General features: G+C 51.6%; 20 protein-coding genes and 1 pseudogene. 17 read left to right on the top strand and 4 right to left on the bottom strand.

All coding sequences use genetic code 11. The features are described 5' to 3' along the window. The first annotated feature begins 20 nt into the window (after window positions 1–20). The 9 genes from GC097_RS05975 (at window position 21) to purD (ending at window position 10,336) form a co-directional block, all read left to right on the top strand. Window positions 21–920 (top strand): phosphoribosylaminoimidazolesuccinocarboxamide synthase, encoded by a 900-nt coding sequence (locus GC097_RS05975; RefSeq protein WP_376768364.1) that lies wholly within the window; start codon window positions 21–23, stop codon window positions 918–920. 29 nt (window positions 921–949) lie between these two features. Then, window positions 950–1,189 carry a phosphoribosylformylglycinamidine synthase subunit PurS gene (gene purS, locus GC097_RS05970; protein ID WP_079414612.1) on the top strand — a complete coding sequence of 80 codons (240 nt, stop codon included), beginning with the start codon at window positions 950–952 and terminating at the stop codon, window positions 1,187–1,189. 68 nt (window positions 1,190–1,257) lie between these two features. Beyond that, window positions 1,258–1,953, top strand: a complete 696-nt coding sequence (gene purQ / locus GC097_RS05965) for a phosphoribosylformylglycinamidine synthase subunit PurQ (RefSeq protein ID WP_171682422.1) — start codon at window positions 1,258–1,260, stop codon at window positions 1,951–1,953. Further along, window positions 1,931–4,174: a phosphoribosylformylglycinamidine synthase subunit PurL gene (gene purL / locus GC097_RS05960; protein ID WP_171682421.1), complete on the top strand. Its 2,244-nt coding sequence runs from the start codon at window positions 1,931–1,933 to the stop codon at window positions 4,172–4,174. Before purQ ends, purL begins: the two co-directional genes overlap by 23 nt. Beyond that, window positions 4,159–5,691, top strand: coding sequence for an amidophosphoribosyltransferase (gene purF / locus GC097_RS05955; protein ID WP_171682420.1), 1,533 nt, complete (start codon window positions 4,159–4,161; stop codon window positions 5,689–5,691). The genes purL and purF overlap by 16 nt, the downstream gene beginning before the upstream one ends. A gap of 67 nt (window positions 5,692–5,758) precedes the next feature. Beyond that, window positions 5,759–6,799, top strand: a complete 1,041-nt coding sequence (gene purM / locus GC097_RS05950; RefSeq protein WP_171682419.1) for a phosphoribosylformylglycinamidine cyclo-ligase — start codon at window positions 5,759–5,761, stop codon at window positions 6,797–6,799. Next, a complete protein-coding gene (gene purN, locus GC097_RS05945; protein WP_171682418.1) occupies window positions 6,799–7,410 on the top strand; it encodes a phosphoribosylglycinamide formyltransferase in 612 nt (203 codons plus the stop codon). The genes purM and purN overlap by 1 nt, the downstream gene beginning before the upstream one ends. Before the next feature lie 47 nt (window positions 7,411–7,457). Beyond that, complete coding sequence (gene purH, locus GC097_RS05940) at window positions 7,458–9,005, top strand: bifunctional phosphoribosylaminoimidazolecarboxamide formyltransferase/IMP cyclohydrolase (RefSeq protein WP_171682417.1); 1,548 nt, start codon at window positions 7,458–7,460, stop codon at window positions 9,003–9,005. 71 nt (window positions 9,006–9,076) lie between these two features. Further along, entirely contained in the window at window positions 9,077–10,336 is a 1,260-nt protein-coding gene (gene purD, locus GC097_RS05935; RefSeq protein ID WP_171682416.1) for a phosphoribosylamine--glycine ligase, read from the top strand. A 574-nt stretch (window positions 10,337–10,910) separates the two neighbouring features. Here purD and GC097_RS05930 read toward each other — a convergent pair. Beyond that, window positions 10,911–11,111 (bottom strand): bacteriocin class II family protein, encoded by a 201-nt coding sequence (locus GC097_RS05930; protein WP_171682415.1) that lies wholly within the window; start codon window positions 11,109–11,111, stop codon window positions 10,911–10,913. Window positions 11,112–11,189: 78 nt separating this feature from the next. After that, window positions 11,190–11,381: a hypothetical protein gene (locus GC097_RS05925; RefSeq protein ID WP_171682414.1), complete on the bottom strand. Its 192-nt coding sequence runs from the start codon at window positions 11,379–11,381 to the stop codon at window positions 11,190–11,192. A 108-nt stretch (window positions 11,382–11,489) separates the two neighbouring features. On the opposite strand from GC097_RS05925, the pseudogene GC097_RS34655 reads away from it, so the two are divergent. After that, window positions 11,490–11,753, top strand: a pseudogene (locus tag GC097_RS34655) (phosphoribosylglycinamide synthetase C domain-containing protein); the annotation flags it as partial. 273 nt (window positions 11,754–12,026) lie between these two features. On the opposite strand, the gene GC097_RS05915 reads toward GC097_RS34655, so the two are convergent. Then, on the bottom strand, window positions 12,027–12,887 hold the full coding sequence (locus tag GC097_RS05915) for an EamA family transporter (protein ID WP_171682412.1): 861 nt from the start codon (window positions 12,885–12,887) through the stop codon (window positions 12,027–12,029). A 227-nt stretch (window positions 12,888–13,114) separates the two neighbouring features. Between GC097_RS05915 and GC097_RS05910 the strand changes: the two genes are divergently transcribed. The 3 genes from GC097_RS05910 (at window position 13,115) to GC097_RS05900 (ending at window position 15,949) form a co-directional block, all read left to right on the top strand. After that, on the top strand, window positions 13,115–13,915 hold the full coding sequence (locus tag GC097_RS05910; protein ID WP_171682411.1) for a DODA-type extradiol aromatic ring-opening family dioxygenase: 801 nt from the start codon (window positions 13,115–13,117) through the stop codon (window positions 13,913–13,915). Then, window positions 13,864–14,433, top strand: a complete 570-nt coding sequence (locus GC097_RS35420; protein WP_446686392.1) for a hypothetical protein — start codon at window positions 13,864–13,866, stop codon at window positions 14,431–14,433. Before GC097_RS05910 ends, GC097_RS35420 begins: the two co-directional genes overlap by 52 nt. A gap of 430 nt (window positions 14,434–14,863) precedes the next feature. Continuing rightward, window positions 14,864–15,949, top strand: a complete 1,086-nt coding sequence (locus GC097_RS05900) for a DUF3048 domain-containing protein (protein WP_171682409.1) — start codon at window positions 14,864–14,866, stop codon at window positions 15,947–15,949. 92 nt (window positions 15,950–16,041) lie between these two features. Here GC097_RS05900 and GC097_RS33850 read toward each other — a convergent pair whose 3' ends face one another. Further along, entirely contained in the window at window positions 16,042–16,704 is a 663-nt protein-coding gene (locus GC097_RS33850) for an aminotransferase (protein ID WP_216625655.1), read from the bottom strand. Between the two features lie 235 nt (window positions 16,705–16,939). On the opposite strand from GC097_RS33850, the gene GC097_RS05885 reads away from it, so the two are divergent. From GC097_RS05885 to rlmD, 4 genes are all read left to right on the top strand, one after another. Continuing rightward, window positions 16,940–17,230 (top strand): YerC/YecD family TrpR-related protein, encoded by a 291-nt coding sequence (locus tag GC097_RS05885; RefSeq protein ID WP_171682407.1) that lies wholly within the window; start codon window positions 16,940–16,942, stop codon window positions 17,228–17,230. A gap of 144 nt (window positions 17,231–17,374) precedes the next feature. Beyond that, window positions 17,375–18,193 carry a sirohydrochlorin chelatase gene (locus GC097_RS05880; RefSeq protein ID WP_171682406.1) on the top strand — a complete coding sequence of 273 codons (819 nt, stop codon included), beginning with the start codon at window positions 17,375–17,377 and terminating at the stop codon, window positions 18,191–18,193. Beyond that, window positions 18,165–19,151, top strand: coding sequence for a diacylglycerol kinase (locus GC097_RS05875; RefSeq protein ID WP_171682405.1), 987 nt, complete (start codon window positions 18,165–18,167; stop codon window positions 19,149–19,151). Before GC097_RS05880 ends, GC097_RS05875 begins: the two co-directional genes overlap by 29 nt. Window positions 19,152–19,225: 74 nt before the next feature. Further along, a complete protein-coding gene (gene rlmD, locus GC097_RS05870) occupies window positions 19,226–20,728 on the top strand; it encodes a 23S rRNA (uracil(1939)-C(5))-methyltransferase RlmD (protein ID WP_171682404.1) in 1,503 nt (500 codons plus the stop codon). The last annotated feature ends 13 nt before the right edge of the window (window positions 20,729–20,741 follow it).

Here is a 20,741-nt window from a genome sequence, read left to right as displayed (position 1 = left end):
GGAGAAGGGAAGTGTTGTCTGTGGCAAGTAAAATCCTTGATTCAGCGGTTGAGCTCGTTAAGGCGCCTCTGGTACACAAAGGGAAGGTACGTGAACTGTATGACCTGGGGGAAAACTTCCTGATCGTCGTAACGGATCGGATTTCGGCGTTTGATTACATTCTGAAGCCGGGTGTTCCGGATAAAGGATACGTGCTAAACGCGCTGAGCAAGTATTGGTTTGGCATTACGAGCGGTTATATGGACAACCATATCGTGCACACGGATGTGGAGCTCCTTCACGATATTATTCCGGATGCGGAAGCGAGAGAGCTTCTGAAAGAGCGTATCATCGTCGCGAAAAAAGCGGAGCGCATCTCCATCGAGTGTGTCGTTCGCGGGTACATCACAGGCAACGGCTGGAGACAGTATGAGAAAACCGGCGAAATCAACGGCCGTAAGCTGCCTGAAGGACTGCGCAAGAACCAACGCCTGCAGGACCCTATTTTCACGCCAGCGGCGAAAAATGATGTAGGTCATGATGAGGACATCTCCATTGAACAAATGATTGATTTGGTTGGCGAAAAGCTGACGTACGCGCTGCAAGAGCGCAGCATCATGCTTTATTCCCTGGCTCATTCCATGTGCGAGCGTAAAGGCATTATTTTAGCGGATACGAAGTTTGAGTTTGGCTTTTATATGGGCGATCTGATTATTATCGATGAAATTTTCACGCCGGATTCCTCGCGCTATTGGTCGGAAGATAAATATGCCTTGGATATCGAGATCGATTCCATGGACAAAGAGCCGGTCCGCACGTATTTGGCGGGATCGGGTTGGGATAAAAACAGCGAGCCGGATGAGCTTCCGGCGTCTGTCGTGGAAGAAACGTCGAACCGTTACAAAGAGATTTTGCACCGTTTGGTCGATTCAGAAAATTAGAGCAAGCACATACGAGGAGGAGAATTGAAATGAAAGCAACGGTCTACGTAACGATTAAGCAGAACGTTTTGGATGTTCAGGGAACAGCGGTGCAAGGAGCTCTTCATTCCATGGGTTTTGAGGAAGTTGGCAAAGTGCGCATCGGTAAATATTTGGAGTTAGAGCTTGGTACAACGGATAAAGCAGAAGCGGAAGCACGCGTGAAAGCGATGTGCGAGAAGCTGTTGGCGAACACTGTCATCGAAGACTATCGCTACGAGTTGGCGTAATAGAACAAAAGTGAATGCTTACGAAGCAAGTTTTGCCAAAGGCAAAACGCTTAGAAGGAGGAAACGTCATGAATTTTGCGGTGCTTGTATTTCCGGGTTCAAACTGTGACATTGACTGCTACAAGGCAGTAGAAGATACGATCGGACAGCCGGTTGATTATGTATGGCATACGGCGGACGATTTGTCCAAATACGACTGCATCCTCGTGCCGGGCGGATTCTCTTATGGGGATTACCTGCGCTGCGGAGCGATTGCGCAATTCACGAATGTGATGAAAGCTGTGGCTAAAGCTGCGGAAGAAGGCAAATACATTCTAGGTATTTGTAACGGATTCCAAGTATTGACGGAAGCCAAATTGCTGCCAGGAGCTTTGCTGCGCAACAACGGCATGAAATTCCGCTGCCACGATACGATTTTGAAAGTGGAAAACAACACAACGGCTTTCACGCGCGATTACGCTGAAGGCGAGCTTATCAATATTCCGATCGCACACGGTGAAGGCAACTACTACTGTGACGATGCTACATTGAAAGAATTGCAAGAAAACAATCAAATCGTATTCCGTTATGAAGCAGGCAGCAATCCGAACGGTTCCGTTGACGACATTGCGGGAATTAGCAATAAAGCCGGCAACGTAGTAGGTATGATGCCCCATCCGGAGCGCGCCATTCATGAGATTCTAGGCTCCGCCGACGGCAAGAAAATGTTCACATCAATTCTAAGCGCTTGGAGGGAAAAACATGACGCAGCAGCTATCCGCTAAGGAACCGACAGCCGAACAAATCGTGGAACAGAAAATTTACAAGCAAATGGGCGTAACGGACGAAGAGTTTGCCAAAATTTGCGGCTTCCTTGGGCGTAATCCAAACTATGTGGAGATCGGCGTATTCAGCGTTATGTGGTCCGAGCATTGCTCTTACAAAAATTCCAAGCCTGTGCTTCGCAAATTCCCGGTTACAGGACCTCGCGTTCTGATGGGACCTGGCGAAGGCGCAGGGATCGTCGATATCGGGGACAACCAAGCGGTTGTTTTCAAAATTGAAAGTCATAACCACCCTTCAGCGATTGAGCCTTATCAAGGTGCGGCGACAGGTGTGGGCGGTATTATTCGTGATATTTTCTCCATGGGCGCACGCCCGGTGGCTTTATTAAATTCTTTGCGTTTCGGCAAGCTGCAAAATGACCGCGTCAAATACCTGTTCGAGCACGTTGTATCCGGTATTGCGGGTTATGGCAACTGTATCGGGATTCCGACTGTCGGCGGCGAAGTGATGTTCGACGAGAGCTATGAGGGGAATCCGCTCGTTAACGCCATGTGCGTAGGTCTCATCGACCACGACAAAATCCAACGCGGTGTTGCCAAAGGTGTAGGCAACCCTGTCTTCTACGTCGGTCCGGCAACAGGCCGCGACGGTATCCACGGCGCGACGTTCGCTTCCGAGGAGCTGACGGCGGAGTCCGAAGCGAAGCGCCCGGCGGTGCAAGTGGGCGATCCGTTCATGGAAAAGCTCGTGCTGGAAGCGTGCTTAGAGTTAATCAATTCCGGCATCGTGCTCGGAATTCAAGATATGGGCGCTGCAGGTCTTACCTGCTCCAGCGCGGAGATGGCAAGTAAAGCCGGCAACGGCATGGAGCTTTACCTGGATGAAGTTCCGCAGCGCGAAGAAGGCATGACCGCATATGAAATGATGCTGTCCGAGTCGCAAGAGCGCATGCTGTTCGTTGTTGAGCCGAAGCATGAGGCGCAAGCGAAAGGTATTTTCGAGCGCTGGGGTCTGCACTGCGCGAAAGTCGGCAAGGTAACCGACGACGGTTACCTGAAGCTGATCCACCACGGTGAAGTCGTGGGGAACATGCCGGTCGGCGCACTCGTCGACGAGTGCCCGGTTTACAATAAGCCGAGCAAGGTTCCGGCTTATTACGAAGCAAGCGCAGCGATCGACACGACGCGTTACCCAGAGGTAACGAAGCTGACGGATGCGCTGAAATCGGTGCTCGCGTCCCCGACGGTAGCGAGCAAAGAGTGGGTGTACAACCAGTATGACCACATGGTTCGTACGGATACGGCTGTGCGTCCGGGTTCGGATGCAGCGGTTGTGACCATTCGCGGCACGCGCAAAGGTCTTGCGATGACAACCGACTGCAACGGACGCTATGTGTATCTGGATCCGGAAGTTGGCGGACGGATCGCCGTTTCCGAAGCAGCGCGCAACGTCGTTTGCTCCGGTGCCGAGCCTCTTGCCGTTACGGATAACCTGAACTTCGGAAGCCCGGATAAGCCTGAGATTTTCTGGCAGTTGGAAAAATCTACAGACGGTATGGCGGAAGCTTGCCGCTACTTGGATACGCCGGTTATCGGCGGTAACGTTTCTCTTTATAACGAGAACGCCAAAGGCGCAATCTACCCGACTCCGGTTATCGGAATGGTAGGTCTGGTGCATGACATCGACCACATCACGACGCAAAGCTTCAAAAAAGAAGGCGACATCATCATCCTGCTCGGCGAGACGAAAGCGGAACTCGGCGGCAGCGAATTCCAATATGTGATTCACGGCGTTACCGAAGGCCGTCCTCCTGAGCTTGATCTGGCGGTGGAAAAACGTCTGCAAAACACAGTACTTAAAGCGATCCAAGAAGGTCTTGTCGCTTCTGCGCATGACTTGTCCGAAGGCGGCTTGGCCGTTGCTTTGGCGGAAAGCTGCATCAGCGGCCGCGTAGGCGCTGAGGTTAACGTAGCTTCCGAGCTTCGCCCTGACTTCGCATTGTTCAGCGAATCCCAATCCCGTATTCTGCTAAGTGCATCCCCAGACAAAGCGGACGCTCTTAAGCACTGGGTTGCTTCGCAAGGCGTGCCTTACCAAGAGATCGGAACTGTCACAGGGACAGATTTGACCGTTAAAATCAACAACGAACAGCGTCTCCAGTCTCCGGTAAACGAGCTGGCGAAAGTCTGGAAGGATGCGATTCCATGTCTAATGGCATAAAACAATCCAAGGCCCTAAAGCTTCCTACTGCTCCCCTGGTTAACCTGGGGGATCAGCAGCATGAGCTTTGGACAGGGGAGTACTTCAACGAAGGTGTCGGCGGCCATGGCGGATTGTTTGACAAGTTGAATGAAGAGTGCGGCGTTTTCGGGGTGTATGGTCATCCCGATGCTTCCTCTCTGTGCTACTATGGGCTGCATGCCCTGCAGCACCGCGGTCAGGAAAGTGCCGGAATCTGTACGGTTGAAGATGGCAAGTTTAACTACTACCGGGGGATGGGACTTGCCAAAGAGGTGTTCACGAACGAGAATCTGTCGCCTCTGACGGGTTCCACGGCGATTGCGCACGTACGGTACTCGACAGCAGGCGAAAGCAAGCTGGCGAATGCACAGCCGCTCGTGTTCAAATATCGGGAGGGCGACCTTGCGATTGCGACGAACGGCAACCTCGATAATGCCAACATTATTAAGCGTGAGCTTGAGCGCAAGGGCTCGATCTTCCAAACGACTAGCGACACGGAAGTGCTGGCGCATCTGATTGCCCGTTCGGAGCATGACGATATCGTGGATGCGGTCAAGGATGCTTTGACGCAGGTAATCGGCGGTTTTGCCTTCTTGATTATCACCAAAGATAAATTGATTGCTGCGCTCGATCCGAACGGTTTGCGACCATTCATGATCGGCCGTCTGGGCGACGCTTACTTGTTCGCTTCCGAGTCGTGCGCATTCGATGCGGTTGGAGCCACGTATTTCCGTGATGTTCAGCCAGGCGAGCTCATTGTGCTGGATCGCGACGGTTTCCGTACCGAGCAGTTCACGGAGAGCGGCCGACGCGCGATTTGTGCGATGGAATATATATATTTTGCCCGTCCGGATAGCGACATCGATACAGTGAATATTCACTCCGCCCGTAAGCGGATGGGTAAAAAGCTGGCGATGGAAGCTTTCGTCGATGCCGATGTTGTGACAGGCGTGCCGGATTCAAGCATTTCTGCGGCAATCGGTTTTGCGGAACAAACGGGTATCCCTTATGAGCTGGGTCTGATCAAGAACCGCTACACGGGCCGGACGTTCATTATTCCAAGCCAAGAGCTGCGTGAGCAAGGGGTCAAAATGAAGCTGAGCGCCGTTCGCAAAGTGGTTGAAGGCAAGCGGGTTGTCATGATCGATGATTCCATTGTTCGGGGAACAACGTCCTTAAGAATTGTTAATTTGCTTAGGGAAGCTGGCGCAACGGAAGTGCACGTACGGATTTCTTCGCCGCCTTTTATGAATCCATGCTTTTACGGCATCGATACACCGGATCGGAAAGAGCTGATCGCCGCGATGAACTCTATCGAGGAAATTCGCAAAGCGATCAACGCCGATTCTCTGCATTTTCTGACCAAAGAAGGGCTGCTGGATTCCATCGGTCAAGGATCGTCCGGGGCGAGTAGCGGTTACTGTACGGCTTGCTTCGATAATACCTACCCAACGGAAATTGTGGATGTTACGAAGGTTGGTTGTGCTTGCGATTAAGGAGAGTGGGACGGCCCTCGGGCTGCCCTCTACATAGACATAGACAAATATAAGGAGTGGTTGCGAAGTGTCGGATGCTTACAAAAAGGCCGGAGTCGATATCGCGGCAGGTAACGAAGCAGTAGAACGGATGAAAAAACACGTCAAACGGACTTTCCGTCCTGAAGTGTTGACTGACCTCGGCGGCTTCGGCGGGCTGTTCAGCTTGAACAAAGACAAGTATGAGGAGCCTGTGCTCGTATCTGGTACGGACGGCGTGGGCACGAAGCTGAAGATTGCTTTTGCAATGGATAAGCATGATACGATCGGGATCGACGCGGTTGCGATGTGTGTGAACGATATTATCGTTCAAGGCGCAGAGCCGCTTTTCTTCCTTGACTATCTCGCTTGTGACAAAGTAGTTCCAGAGAAAATTGAGTCGATCATCAAAGGGATCGCTGACGGTTGCGCGCAGTCCGGCTGCTCGCTGATCGGCGGCGAAACGGCGGAAATGCCGGGCATGTATGCGGATGGGGAGTATGACATTGCCGGCTTTACGGTTGGAATCGTCGACAAGAAAAAGATCATCGACGGTACGACAATCCGTCCCGGAGACGTCGTATTGGGTCTGGCTTCCAGCGGTGTACACAGCAACGGGTTCTCTCTTGTGCGCAGACTGTTGCTGGAAGAGAAAGGGTACACGCTTCAAGGTCATGTAGAAGAGCTGGGCGATAAGCTGGGCAACGTGCTGCTAGAGCCTACTAAGCTTTATGTGAAGCCGATTCTGGCGATGCTTGAAGACATGGCGATCAAGGGCATGGCGCATATTACTGGCGGCGGTTTTATCGAAAATATTCCGCGTGTTCTGCCAGACGGCGTAAATGTTGAAATTCAATACGGCTCATGGCCGATTCTGCCGATCTTCTCTTTGATGCAGCGTGAGGGCGGCATTTCGAACAACGACATGTTCCGTACGTTTAACATGGGGATCGGGATGGTCATTATCGTAAATGCGGACGATGCGGAGAAGGCAATTGCCGCTGCGGAAGCGCAAGGCGAGAAAGTTTACCGTTTGGGCGTTGTTACGGAAGGCGAGCGTGCAGTGACATTCCAAGGAGCTGTGGTGTAATGCAGCCTTATCGAGTAGCGATTTTCGCTTCGGGCAGCGGCTCGAATTTCCAAGCGATTGTGGATCAGGTACAGAAGGGGAAGCTTGATGTCAGCATCGAGCTTCTTGTCTGTGACCGTCCGCAGGCTTACGTGGTGGAGCGCGCCAAGGAAGCGAAAGTGCCTGTGTTCGCGTTCCGTCCGAAGGAATATGCGAATCGTGAGGCCTATGAGGCTCTTATTTTGAAAGAACTGCAGGACCGGCAGGTTGATCTGGTCGTAATGGCGGGCTACATGCGTATTATTACGAATGTGCTGGTCGAGCCGTTTTTTGGCCGGATGATCAACATCCATCCATCGCTGCTGCCGTCTTTTCCGGGCGTGCGCGCGATTGAGCAGGCCGTTGACTACGGCGTGAAGCAAACCGGCGTTACCGTGCACTTCGTGGACGGCGGATTGGACTCCGGCCCGATCATTGCGCAGCGCGCCGTGGAGATCCACGAGCACGAGACGGCGGAATCGCTCGCAGAGCGGATTCATGCCGCAGAGCACGTGCTGCTGCCGCAGGTCATTCGCTGGCTGCGCGAGGATCGCGTGAGCCTGGATGGCCGCAGGGTGGGCGTGCGGCTGTAGGTTTTACCACGTTAAATAGATAAATTCATTTTCTGGGAGGAAGAATCGTGGCAATCAAAAGAGCACTGATCAGCGTGTCCGATAAGACGGGGATCGTTGAGTTCGCGAGCGGGCTTGCGAAGCTGGGCGTTGAGATTATATCTACTGGCGGTACGCAAAGTTTGTTGAAGGATAAAGGGGTACCAGTTATCGGTATTTCCGAGGTAACAGGCTTCCCTGAGATCATGGACGGCCGTGTCAAAACGCTTCATCCGGCTGTTCACAGCGGTCTGCTTGCCGTTCGTGACAACGAAGAGCACCAAGCAAGCATGAAGAAGCTCGGCCTGGATTATATTGATCTGGTTGTCGTGAATTTGTATCCTTTTGCCGAGACGATTGCGAAGCCGAATGTCGCTTACGAGGACGCCATCGAAAATATCGATATCGGCGGACCGACCATGCTTCGTTCAGCAGCCAAAAACCATGCGTTCGTATCCGTTGTTGTCGATGCTGCCGACTATGCAAAAGTGCTGGAAGAAGTACAAGAGACTGGCGATACAACGCTTGAAACGCGCAAACGTCTTGCGGCCAAGGTGTTCCGTCACACAGGCTCTTATGATGCTTTGATTGCTGATTACTTGTCCAAGCAAATGGGCGAGCCTTACCCAGAGCGTTACACAGTAACGTACGAGAAAATGCAGGAGCTTCGCTACGGAGAGAACCCGCATCAAAGCGCGGCTTTCTACCGCAAGCCGAACGCCGCTGCCGGCAACATCACAACGGCTGAGCAGCTTCACGGCAAAGAGCTATCCTTCAACAACATCAATGACGCTAATACGGCGCTTCAAATCGTGAAAGAATTCAGCGAGCCTGCCGTTGTTGCGGTTAAGCACATGAATCCTTGCGGAGTAGGTATCGGGACGAGCGTACTGGAAGCTTACCAAAAAGCGTATGCCGCTGACCCTACGTCCATCTTCGGTGGCATCGTAGCAGCGAACCGCGCGATTGACAAAGCGACAGCGCAATTGCTGCATGAGATTTTCCTGGAGATCGTCATTGCGCCTGATTTTACACCGGAAGCGTTAGATATCCTGTCTAAAAAGAAAAATATCCGTCTGCTTAAGGTAGTCGGCTTAGATACTGTTGCTGGCCGCAAAGCGGAGCCAGTGGTTACAACGGTTGAGGGCGGCATGCTCGTGCAAGATAGCGATGCTTACCAACTGACGGAAGCGGATCTGAAAGTTGTTTCCGAGCGTCAGCCGACCGAAGAGGAAATGAAACAGCTGCTTTTTGCATGGAAAGTAGTTAAGCACGTTAAATCTAACGCCATCGTACTCGTGGCTGACGACATGACGGTTGGCGTGGGAGCGGGTCAAATGAACCGTGTGGGCGCAGCCAAAATCGCGATCGAGCAAGCGGGCGATAAAGCGAAAGGCTCCGTCCTTTCCTCAGATGCTTTCTTCCCAATGGGCGACACGCTGGAAATGGCTGCGAAAGCAGGCATCACGGCCGTTATTCAACCGGGTGGATCGATTAAAGACGAAGAGTCCATTCGTGTAGCGAACGAGAACGGAATCGCAATGGTCATGACTGGCGTACGTCATTTTAAACACTAAAAACAACGGAGAATGCTCACGATTCGGGTCCGGACCGTGGGCATTCCCTATGAAAGGGACTGGTGGCAAAGATGCGTGTATTAGTAATTGGACGGGGCGGTCGCGAACACGCGATCGTATGGGCGCTGAGCAAAAGCCCGAAAATCAGCAAGCTTTTCTGCGCACCGGGGAACGGCGGCATTGCAGGATTGGCGGAATGTGTGCCGATTACGGAGCTTCAGTTTGAAGAGATCAGCACATTTGCAAAGGAGCAGGCCATTGACCTGGTGATGGTCGCTCCAGACGATCCGTTAGCGGCCGGTTTGGTGGACCACTTGGAGTCCAAAGGAATCGAAGCGTTCGGACCTCGCGCCAATGCCGCGATCATTGAGGGAAGCAAAGTATTTATGAAGGAACTTCTGAAAAAATACAACATTCCTACGGCGGCTTATGAAACTTTTGACGCGTACGAGCCTGCGCTTGCTTACCTGCGTTCGCAAAAGGCGCCTATCGTGATCAAAGCCGACGGCTTAGCTGCCGGCAAAGGCGTGACCGTTGCGCAAACGATGGAAGAAGCCGAAGAGGCGCTCCGCGATATTATGGTGGATCAAGTGTTTGGCAAATCCGGCGCGAGCGTGGTCATTGAGGAATTCTTGACCGGTCAAGAGATGTCGCTGCTTGCTTTCGTGGACGGTTCCACCGTTCGTCTTATGGTACCTTCGCAGGATCATAAGCCTGTCTTCGATAACGACAGAGGGCCGAATACAGGCGGAATGGGCACGTACTCCCCGCTGCCGCATATCCCTGAGTCCATCGTGCAGGAAGCTCTTGCGAACATCGTACAGCCAACGGCTGATGCCATGGTCAAAGAGGGCCGTCCGTTCAAGGGCGTGCTGTATGCGGGTTTGATTTTGACTCCGAACGGCGTGAAAACGATTGAATTCAACGCGCGCTTCGGCGATCCGGAGACGCAGGTGATTTTGCCTCGCCTCAAAACGGATCTGCTCGATATTTTCCTTGCCATCAACAACGGAACGTTGGCGGATCAGCCAATCGAATGGAGCGAGGACGCGGCGGTGTGCGTGATCGTAGCTTCCGGCGGTTACCCGGGGCCATATCCGAAGGGCTTGCCGATCATAGGGCTTGAGAACGTGAAAGATTCCTTAGTGTTCCACGCGGGAACGGCTTTGGAGAACGGGCAGATCGTTACGAACGGCGGACGTGTGCTTGGCATTACCGGTATCGGGAAAGATATCGTTGAAGCACGTCAGAAGGCATACGCGGATGCGGACCGGATTCATTTTGGCGGGAAGCATTACCGGACGGATATTGCGATGAAAGCTTTGAAATAGAAGATGTAGATCTTACATGTGGAATGAAAAGGAGCTAAGCGGCTTGTATGCGTTTAGCTCTTTTTTACATATCCTTTATATGTTTTGGAGTGATCGAGGAGATACCTCGGTTGCCTCGCGCGGAAATAAGGGAACGCTGTAGTTCCACTATTGCCCTACATAGTGTCCTAGAGTTCCCTTATTTGGCAGGCAAAGTTGATCCAAGGCAAGACGAGAACGACTTGCTGGAGCGAATGCTCGTAGGAGGATAACCTTCGACTCACCTATAAGCGAGGCTAGCCGCCTCCCCCTACTCGATCCGATTTTTATCTTTTAAAGAATGTAAGTACAGAAAGAAGTGATAAATTGATAAAGATAAAAACAATACTGATAATGAAACATAGAAAACTCGGCTACCGATTGATTCCAAATATCCAGTAAGCAGACACATGACAGACGAAAGGAATAGGAGCAGAGCAGTTATTAAATTAATAATTTTCATTTCCACACCTCAATAGGATCAAAGTGAAAATTAAAATAGTAGTACAATTTAGCATACTAAATTGTACTACTGATAAATTAATGCAATATACTTTTATTTACAATATCCTTCGTTTACACAAGAATCTCTTCTCGCATCTTCTCTTGCTCTAGTTTCAATGTAGTTTCTAGTAGTAACGTACAGTGCTGCACCAGCAACAATAAGTGCAGGTAAAGCAAACGGGTTTCCACCATCATATTTCATTAGTTCTTCCGAGTTTAACTCACTCATATTCTTGACGTTAATTGTACTCATCATTTTGTTCATCACCTTTCGGTAGATCATCATTGACGTGGTAACAGAATATTCAGAGCGTATGATCTTAATGTAAAACTATCCTCTTGCTTTACGATACTCGTACTCTCTGTTGTATTCATTTTGATAAACGTCTTTCAAGTGTTGGATGACTAACAAAGGAACACCAATAGGGGGAGAGAGCACTGCATAAGCAGCTTGCCCAATTGTTATTTCTCCTCCATTGATGTTACACATTTCTTGCTCATTTAATGCAATTCCAACGTTCATACCTAAACCTCCCGATATCAGATTATTACAGATCATCTTACACAATAAGTTTAGCATTCTTTTTTTTTACAAATATATCCCATATAGGATATAAAAAGTTGTAGGGTCATGAATTGGGAGGGGGCGCTCAATCAAAAACGAAGATTCCATTCACGTAGCGAACGAGAACGGAATCGCGATGGTAAAGAGGGCGAACCGTTCAAGGGTGGCTGTATGAAGTGGCAGATCGTTACGAACGGCGGACGTGTGCTCGGCATTACCGGTATCGGGAAAGATATCGTTGAAGCACGTCAGAAGGCTTATGCGGATGCGGACCGGATTCATTTTGGCGGGAAGCATTACCGGACGGATATTGCGATGAAAGCTTTCTTGAGGGAAAGGGCTGTGTTTTTTGTTATATGCAGGAGGGTGGAGGTTACTTATCTCTCCCGCCTCGGATATATTTGTCTTTATTTTTATACTCATACCAGATGGCCAGGAGGACGCCGATGATGAGCGCCAGCGAGATCCAGTGATTTACGATGAAGTTCCAGAGGGTGTTCATGCGATTGCCTCCTTGGATTGCCTTTAGGTTAGTTTTGGCAGTGGCCCAGTGTTTCATGCATAGCTGCGTGTATTAGGAGAGAATGGTGTGATGGCAGTGAATTAGCCCCAAAAGCCAATTAACAAGATACCTATCGTTATTAAAACAGAGCAGGTGATCCGCTTCTTGCCTTGCTTTTCCTTGAGGATCACAATGCCCAAAATCGTGGCAAACACGGTTCCGATCTCCCGAATCGGAGAGAGATGGGTGACTGGCGCATACTTCATTGCGATTAGAAATAACAAATAAGACCCGGGGTTCAAGATAGCTCCTAGCAAAATAATTTTGCCGTTCAGTTTCCATTCCAGACGCAGTTGTTTCGAAGCGATCACGGTTGGCGTCAGCCCCGCGACGAACCCGATATTTGTCACTTCCAGCAAGGAGATAGCTGAAATATACTGCAGATTCAGTTTATCGACCAGGATACAGCAGGTCACGCAAACGCCAACGCAAAGAGCCATCAGAAACGGTTTGACCGACCCGCCGAAGGCCGCAACAGCTTGCTTGCCGGAGAAGATGCCGCTGAGTGTAACGAAGCCGACGACCATGCAAAGGAGTCCCAGCCAGCCGTATAACGTTAAGGATTCACGAAGGAACAGGATACCAATAACAGGAATGAGCAAGATGCTGGTGCCCCTCATAATTGGATAAATTTGCGACAGATCTCCCATATTATAAGTGCGCGACAATAGTAGAGCGTAGCTGCTTTGCAAACCTGCTGACAATAGCAGGAGCCCGTAGGCAGGTAAAGATAAAGGTCGAAGCCATAATTCTCTGATCAGAGTGGGAAGCAAAATAATGGCGGTTACCATGATGATAGACCACAGGAAGACGCTTTTGTTGCGGCTTCTCTTCGTAAACAAACTCCAAATGGCATGAGCGAGGCCGGAAGCAATAACAAGCAAGATCGATACGATAACCAAAGAACCATCTCCAAACCAAATTCAGAAAATCCATAGATTTAAACCTGTATTTCCATACTTTGTTGTGGGTTTTTGATGATGTGGAATTTGTTTGCAATTTTACAGCTAACCTGGAAGTGTGTCCATGAACATTTTTGTTCTCGATAAAGTTGCGTTAATTCATCTAGAAGAGAATAATGTAGTATATTGGTAAAAAGTTTCCATTCCAAATGAGGGAGTGATTCGCTATGCTGCCAGCTTTCTTTATTGCGCATGGAACTCCAAGCTTGGCGATTGAGCAGCATGCATACACCGAGTTTTTGCAGAAGCTGGCAAAGGGCATACCTCGCCCCAAAGCAATTGTGATATTCAGCGCGCATTGGGAAAGTCCCGTGCAGAAAATCAGCTCAGCCATCCATCCGGAGACGATCTACGATTTTTCGGGATTTTCGGAAAAGCTTTATGACATTAAATATCCGGCAAAAGGCGAGTTGATGTTGAGTTTGCATATTCAGCAGTTGTTTGAAGATGAGGGGATATATTGCGAGTTAGATGATGAGCGCGGTCTGGATCACGGGGCTTGGGCGCCTCTGTATATCATGTACCCGGATGCGCAGATTCCCGTGGTGGAGCTGTCGGTGAATCCGAAGTTGACGGCGGAGGAGCATTATCGCATTGGTGCGGCGCTGGGCTCCTTGCGGGAAAAGGATGTTCTTATTCTGGGCAGCGGAGGCACCGTGCACAATTTGCGCCGATTGGACCGGAATAATCCGGTGCCGCAGCTCTGGGCGGTGGAGTTCGATGAGTGGCTGGCGGAGCAGCTCGAAACGTGGAATCTCGACGCGCTCGTGAGATACGACGAAAGAGCGCCTTACGCTTCGGAGGCGGTGCCGACGCCGGAGCATTTTGCGCCTTTGCTGCTTGCCTTTGGGGCCGCAGACGGCGCACGCTGGGCGAAGCTGCTTCATCACAGCTTCCAAATGGGCACGCTCAGCTTGTGCTGCTGGATGTTCGGCGGCATGAAAAAGCCGCAGCGCTTTCTGGAGTAAGCCATGCCGGTGCGGCGCTATTCCAGGAAACGCTGCTTGAACTCAGGCTTCGGCAGCATGCAATGCTCAGCCTTGCCGAACCAGCGGTAGCGGTTACGCGCCACATAGGCGTAGCCGAGATTGCGCAGCGGAGCCGGAATGACGATGGCGGCATACGCCAGCGGATATGCGCCACGCAGCCGCCGGGCAATGCGCAGCGCTGCCGTGGAGCGGGTGTAGGCGCGCCCGTCCTCAATCAGCACAATCGTGCTGATGTTGTCCGTGGGCAGCCTGTGCTGCTCGAGCAGCTGATGTCCGGCAGCCGACTGCAAGGACGCGAAGCGGAAGTGGCCCTTCGGGTCATTCCGCAGGATGAACTGCACAGCTCCGCTGCACAGGTTGCAGACGCCGTCGAACAGTATGACGGCTTTGGTTGGCTTAGTCATGGGGCGATGCCTCCTTCATGGAGATTAACGTACCACCTGCTGAAACTTCAACAAGTGAAGGACATGAGACGTCCTTTTGGGCCTTCTCAGTAAGGCATAGCTACTTTTTCGCGTGTGAGAGGGACTTTTAGGCCGTCTCAGCATGAAAATGAGGGGACTTCGACTATTTTTGAGTGTGAGACGTCCTTTTAGGCCTTCTCAGTAAGGCATAGCTACTTTTCCGCGTGTGAGAGGGCTTTTTAGGCCGTCTCAGCATGAATATGCTGGTACTTCCACTATTTCTGTGCTTTACACAACTATTATTCAGTTTACCACTTGCCTGCTCTGCACTCTACTATACCTAATTACCGTGAATCCTCCAACGTGCGAAGTATGCAGGGGATGAAAGTGTGTGTCTGCAGCAAGCCTCCAATGTGCAAAGCTAGCAGGCGCTGGATGCGCCCAGCCAAAAAGTCTTCTACATGACTACTGCCTAGCATATACATTTCATAGAACGATAGAACAAGAGAAGAGGTGCCTATTGATGAAATCATTGTCCCTTTCCCGTCGCCGAAGAACTCTCAGCGCCTGGCTTGTCCTCGGCTGCTCTGTCATAACCATAGTCGGCTGCAGTGATACGCCTGCGTCCATGCCAACGATAAGCCCTGACACCGCAGCAGCAACACCATCGGCTCCAACGCCTGACACAAAGCCTGCCGTCACAGCCGTGGAGACCGAGCAGCCCTACAAATTCCCGCTGACCGGGCTTCCTTCCGCCACAGAAGTGAAGAGCCGGCCCTTTATGGTCATGGTCGAAAATGCGCCGCAAGCCAGGCCCCAAACCGGCCTGGATCAAGCAGACATCGTCTACGAGATTCTCGCAGAGGGCGAGATTACTAGATTCGTCTCCGTGTTCCAGAGCCATGAGGCCGCAACGATCGGTCCTGTGCGCAGCATCCGGCCTTATTTTGTAGAGATCGGCGACGCGCTCGATGCCGTTATCGTTCACGCCGGCTGGAGCCAGGAAGCGATGGATATGATGGCCGGCCGCAAGCTGGCTCATCTCGATGAGGTGTATGGCGATGGCGCCTACTACTGGCGCTCGACCGATCGCAAAGCCCCGCACAATCTTTATACCTCTGTGGATAAAATGAAGCAGGGCGCCGCGGCGCGCAAATTCCGTACGGAGTGGAACGGACCGCTGCTTACTTTTGCCAAGGATGATGGTCAAAGTAAACTTACCGGCGCTGCCGTGCATTATATCCTCGTTCCTTATATTCAAGGGTATTTCGTATCTTATGAATACAATGCCGGAGAGGGTGTGTACATGCGCAGCATGGAGGGCAAGCCCCATCTCGACAAGGAGAGCGGCAAGCAGCTGCAAGCCAAAAACCTGCTCGTGCTGGAAAGCAAGCACAAAATCGTAGATAAAGAGGGACGCCGTGAGGTCGACGTGTTCGGACCCGGCAAGGGCGTTATCCTGCAAGAGGGGAAATCCCAACAGATTACTTGGGAACGCAAAAACGGCATGCTGCGCGCCTACGCGGAAGGCGGTAAAGAAGTGCCGCTGCTGCCGGGCAACACGTGGGTGCAGATCGTACCGGAGGGTACGGTGCTTAAAATGGAGTAAGCAGCACAAGCTGTACGCACGCGAAGCCGCCCCGCCTGGTATTTGAACCAAGACGAGGCGGCTTCATGTGCGATTTGGCTGTATTTTTGATGTTATCTGCGTTTGCGTTTGCCTGTTCCGGATTTGGAGCCGCCACTGCGTCTTTTGGCTGTCCCGGATTTCTTACGCCGTTTGCGTTTCGGTTTGAAGACTTCAATGGCGTCTTCTGAGGCGACCTTGCCTTTGCCCAAAGCGCCAAAGATTGTTTTCACCATCGGTGCCATTTGTTGAAAGCTGGACATGAACTTCTGCACCTTGCCCATCGTGCCGAGAATGCCGTCAATGCCACCCATTCGCTCCACGAAGCCGGAGATTTGCTTCATATTGAGACCGCTCAGCGGGTTAGAGCTCCCGCCTGACGCTCCACCGCCACCTCCTAAGAGGTTGCTGAGAAAATTGCCGCCACCGCCACCACCACTACCGCCGCCTGGATTGCCACCGCCAAAAAATCCGCCACCGCCGCCAGCGTTACCGCCACCTCCGAAAAATCCCCCGCCCCCGCCGCCGGCAGGGCCTCCAAAGAAACCGCCGCCTCCTTCGAAAGGAGTAGGAAGACCGCCGCCTTGTGCGAAATCCGAGAACGAGTTGCCACCTAAGCCGGGATACTGAGTTAATGCGCGATTATCACTATTTTGCGGAGGCAGCGTTGTGAGGCTTCTTGTATGCACTTCAGGACGACTAGTGCCATTGCCTATGAATTGTCTAGGGTTACTCACTGGGATTCACGATCCTTTTTATCAGATTTGTCTCCTACAGGATATGTCACTTGCCTACCGTTGGTATGGACGAATGTCACGGGTCCTAGATATTTGTCTCAATTCAGTTCATTAACGCATAGAAATTTTAACGTTTCGCAATCCTAAAGGAAGGATTTATTCTCGCCGTGTCGAATGATACTCTGGAGCTTACTATATTAAGCTAACATGCATGACTACCAGGAGTTGATAACGTATGCAATTAAAAAAATTGAATGATAAAGCCATAGACCAACTTTTTGAGGCCATACTGACCCTTAAGGATATAGAGGAGTGCTACGTCTTTTTTGACGACTTGTGCACCGTGAATGAAATTCAATCGCTTTCCCAGCGTTTGGAAGTTGCCCGCATGCTGCGCAAGGGCTGCACGTACAATCAGATCGAAGCGGAAACAGGCGCATCTACGGCTACGATTTCCAGAGTCAAGCGCTGCTTGAATTATGGGAATGATGGCTATGTGCTGACATTAGATCGTTTAAACCGTTAATTATTAATGTTGCTAAAGAGTTCAAGATCCTGCATTACGATGCGTAATGCGGGATTTTTCGTGTTTATTGAGAGCTCAATTGACATGTGGGAACACATTCGTTAGCATAGGATTGTAAGCATGGTTAGAACGGGTGGGGAAAATATGACGAGCAAGGTTGGTGTCCTGGTCATAAGCCATGGATCTAAGGATAAAGGCTGGGTGGAGCTGGTCGATGAAGCCGTATCTGCGGTTAACTTACCGACAGACATTCCTATTTATTCCTCCTATCTAGAGCTGGTGGAAGGCCGCTTAATTCAAGACGGTATTTATAGCTTAGAGGCACAAGGTGTGTCGGATATTATCGTCATTCCCCTTTTCGTGTCCTCTGGGAGTACACATATTGATGAAATCAGCTACGCCCTAGGGGTTACCCGGGAGCCGCTGCTGGAGACGGATATGGTGCCTTTCGACATCACGGCGCGCATTCATTTCACATCGCCGATGGATGGCGACCCTGTCATTGTTGCTGAAATTATTTATGCGAAAATTAAAGAGTTATCCGAGTCGCCAAGTCAGGAAATCCTCCTGTTGATCGGGCACGGAAGTCAGGAAGAAGGCTTTCATCAAAAGTGGCTTCAAGGCTTGGAGCAGCTCGCAGAGCGGTTGAAAGCGTTAGGCGGCTATGAAGAGGCGGATGTTGCCATGCTTTTGCCGGATCAAGTGTCTGCCAAGATGACAGCGTGGATGCATAAGAAGCCTGGACATGCGGTTATTGTGGCGCCGCTTTTTTTAAGTGAGGGTTATTTTACGGGTCAAGTGATCCCTTCACGTTTGGAGGGATTTGCATATAAATACAATGGACGGGCGCTGCTGCCAAGTCCGCTAATTTCCAAATGGATGGAGAAGCAGATCGCTTCCGCAATTCCAGACGGTGAACAGGTGATGAGACACAATGGTCAAAAGAGCAAGACTGATCTATAATCCGACTTCCGGCCGGGAAGAAATGAAAAAACGCCTGCCAGAAATTCTTCAGCGCCTAGAGCGCGGCGGCTTCGAAACATCCGCTCACGCGACAATCGGCGAAGGGGACGCCACACTTGCTGCGGCTGAGGCCGTGAAGCGCGGCTTTGACCTCATTATCGCCGCAGGAGGAGACGGCACTTTGTGCGAAGTTGTGAACGGCATGGCCGAGAAAGAGGGCCGTCCGCCGCTGGGCATTTTGCCGCTGGGGACGACCAACGATTTTGCCCGCGCGCTTGGCATCCCGAAAAATCTGGAGCAGGCCTGCGACCTGATCATTCAGCGGTACACGACCGACATTGACGTAGGCAAAATCAACAACCGTTACTTCATTAATATTGCCGGCGGAGGCTCGATGACCGAGCTGACGTACGAAGTCCCGAGCAAGCTCAAAACCATGATCGGCCAATTGGCCTATTATATGAAGGGACTCGAAAAACTGCCTAGACTCAAGCCTATCGAGCTGTATGTGAAAGCAGGCGATATGGAATTCCATGATGAAGTCATGATGTTCCTTGTCGGCAACTCCAACTCCGTCGGCGGCTTCGAGAAGCTGGCTCCGGAAGCAAGCATGAACGATGGGCTGTTCGATGTCCTCATCCTACGCAAGTGCAACCTTGCGGAGTTCATCAGAGTGGTCACACTCGCGCTGCGCGGGGAGCACTTAAGCGACCCGAATCTGATTTATTTTCAGACGAATCATATCGAGATTAATTCACCGGACTACGTCCAGCTGAACTTGGATGGGGAATTCGGCGGCACGCTGCCTTGCGTAATGACGAATTTGAAGAGTCATTTACAGATCATCGTCGATCAGTCTGGTCAGTCGATTTATAAGAAGAAGCTGATTGAGACGTTGACCACGCCGTTCCAATTGAAGGATCGGCATGGGGATGATGAGCATGAGTGGCATCAGTAGGGTATAGAAGAATAGTGGAAAAACAATTATAAAGCAAATCGATTTAATTATAGTTGGGAATTAAGTGAGGGCTTATGAGAACAAAAGATAGAAGAACGAAGGTCGCCGCTCCGAAAGCGGCGCCGGCCTGGATGGCGGATCTGCCGGTGCAGATTGGACAGCAATATGAAGCTGAGATCATCGGGATCAGCCATGATGGGGAAGGGGTAGGCCGTGTGAACGGCTTTACCCTTTTTGTCGCTGGTGCGCTGCCGGGTGAGCGTGCGCTTGTGCGGGTTGAGCATGTGAAGAAGCAGTATGGGTATGCGCGGCTGCTGCGTTTGGTGGAAGAGAGTGCCGAGCGTGTTATGCCGGATTGCGGCATTTATGAGGAGTGCGGCGGCTGCCAGCTGCAGCACCTGAGTTATGAGGCGCAGCTTCGCGTGAAGCGGCAGCAGGTCGTGGATAACTTGCAGCGTATTGGGAAGCTGGCCGTGGCGGGGGAACTGCCTGTTGGGCGAACGGAAGAGACGACTGCAAGTGATGAAGGGATAGTTGTCCATCCCACGCTGGGTATGGCCGATCCATGGCGGTACCGGAACAAGGCGCAGGTTCCTTTTGGGGAAGAGCGCGGCGGCCTCATTGGCGGATTTTATGCGCAGGGAAGCCATCGCATCATTGATATGGAAGAGTGCCTGATCCAACATGAGGCGAACGACGAGGTCGTCGCTCGGGTGAAGGAGATCGGCGCGCGACTGGGCATTCGTGCTTACGATGAGGCTCGTAATGCTGGACTGCTGCGCCATGTCGTCGTCAAAGTCGGCTTCCGCACGGGTGAGATCATGGTCGTCTTGGTGACCAACGGCAGCACGATTCCGCGTGTGGACGAGTGGGTGGCAGGCATTCGCGAGGCTCTGCCTGCGGTGAAGAGCATTTGTCATAACATTAATGTGAAGCAGACGAATGTTATTTTTGGGGATGAGACTCGCGTCCTGTGGGGCAGCGAGGTCATCTATGACTATATCGGCGATGTGAAATTTGCAATTTCCGCGCGATCTTTCTTTCAAGTGAACCCCGTCCAGACGGAAGTCTTGTACGGGAAGGCACTTGAATACGCCGGGTTGACCGGCGATGAAGTCGTCGTCGATGCCTATTGCGGCATCGGCACGATTTCCCTGTTCTTGGCGCAGCGCGCGGGACAGGTCTATGGCGTTGAGATCGTCGAAGAGGCGATCGCGGATGCACGGAAGAATGCCGAGTTGAACGGCATGACGAACGTGCATTTCGAAGCGGGCCCTGCGGAAGTGGTCCTCCCCGAGTGGACACGTCAGGGCATTCGCCCGGACGTGATCGTGGTGGACCCGCCCCGCAAGGGCTGCGACGCCGCGCTGCTCGCGACGATCTTAGAGCTGCAGCCGCGCCGCGTCGTCTATGTGTCGTGCAGCGCGTCGACACTGGCTCGCGACTTGCGCGTACTGGTTGATGGGGGCTACGGCGTCGCGGAGGTGACGCCGGTGGATATGTTTCCGCATACGGTGCATGTGGAGTCGGTAGCGCTGCTTGTACGAAATGAAACAGATGCTGAGAAGCCTTATTAATAAAGGGTTTTTC

The sequence above is a fragment of the Paenibacillus planticolens genome, assembly GCF_013141725.1.
Classification (GTDB): domain Bacteria; phylum Bacillota; class Bacilli; order Paenibacillales; family NBRC-103111; genus Paenibacillus_E; species Paenibacillus_E planticolens.
The sequence above is the reverse complement of the archived record's forward strand: the minus strand, read 5'-3'. Positions and strand labels throughout refer to the sequence as shown.

Excerpts from the sequence above, each read along its gene's own strand:
- purL (WP_171682421.1), top strand. The coding sequence starts at position 1,931 with ATGACGCAGCAGCTATCCGCTAAGGAACCGACAGCCGAACAAATCGTG.
- purF (WP_171682420.1), top strand. The coding sequence starts at position 4,159 with ATGTCTAATGGCATAAAACAATCCAAGGCCCTAAAGCTTCCTACTGCT.
- rlmD (WP_171682404.1), top strand. The coding sequence starts at position 19,226 with ATGAGAACAAAAGATAGAAGAACGAAGGTCGCCGCTCCGAAAGCGGCG.
- GC097_RS05875 (WP_171682405.1), top strand. The coding sequence starts at position 18,165 with ATGGTCAAAAGAGCAAGACTGATCTATAATCCGACTTCCGGCCGGGAA.
- GC097_RS05925 (WP_171682414.1), bottom strand. The coding sequence starts at position 11,381 with ATGAACGTTGGAATTGCATTAAATGAGCAAGAAATGTGTAACATCAAT.
- GC097_RS05900 (WP_171682409.1), top strand. The coding sequence starts at position 14,864 with ATGAAATCATTGTCCCTTTCCCGTCGCCGAAGAACTCTCAGCGCCTGG.
- purD (WP_171682416.1), top strand. The coding sequence starts at position 9,077 with ATGCGTGTATTAGTAATTGGACGGGGCGGTCGCGAACACGCGATCGTA.
- purS (WP_079414612.1), top strand. The coding sequence starts at position 950 with ATGAAAGCAACGGTCTACGTAACGATTAAGCAGAACGTTTTGGATGTT.
- GC097_RS05885 (WP_171682407.1), top strand. The coding sequence starts at position 16,940 with ATGCAATTAAAAAAATTGAATGATAAAGCCATAGACCAACTTTTTGAG.
- purN (WP_171682418.1), top strand. The coding sequence starts at position 6,799 with ATGCAGCCTTATCGAGTAGCGATTTTCGCTTCGGGCAGCGGCTCGAAT.
- GC097_RS05930 (WP_171682415.1), bottom strand. The coding sequence starts at position 11,111 with ATGAGTACAATTAACGTCAAGAATATGAGTGAGTTAAACTCGGAAGAA.
- GC097_RS05880 (WP_171682406.1), top strand. The coding sequence starts at position 17,375 with ATGACGAGCAAGGTTGGTGTCCTGGTCATAAGCCATGGATCTAAGGAT.
- GC097_RS05910 (WP_171682411.1), top strand. The coding sequence starts at position 13,115 with ATGCTGCCAGCTTTCTTTATTGCGCATGGAACTCCAAGCTTGGCGATT.
- purQ (WP_171682422.1), top strand. The coding sequence starts at position 1,258 with ATGAATTTTGCGGTGCTTGTATTTCCGGGTTCAAACTGTGACATTGAC.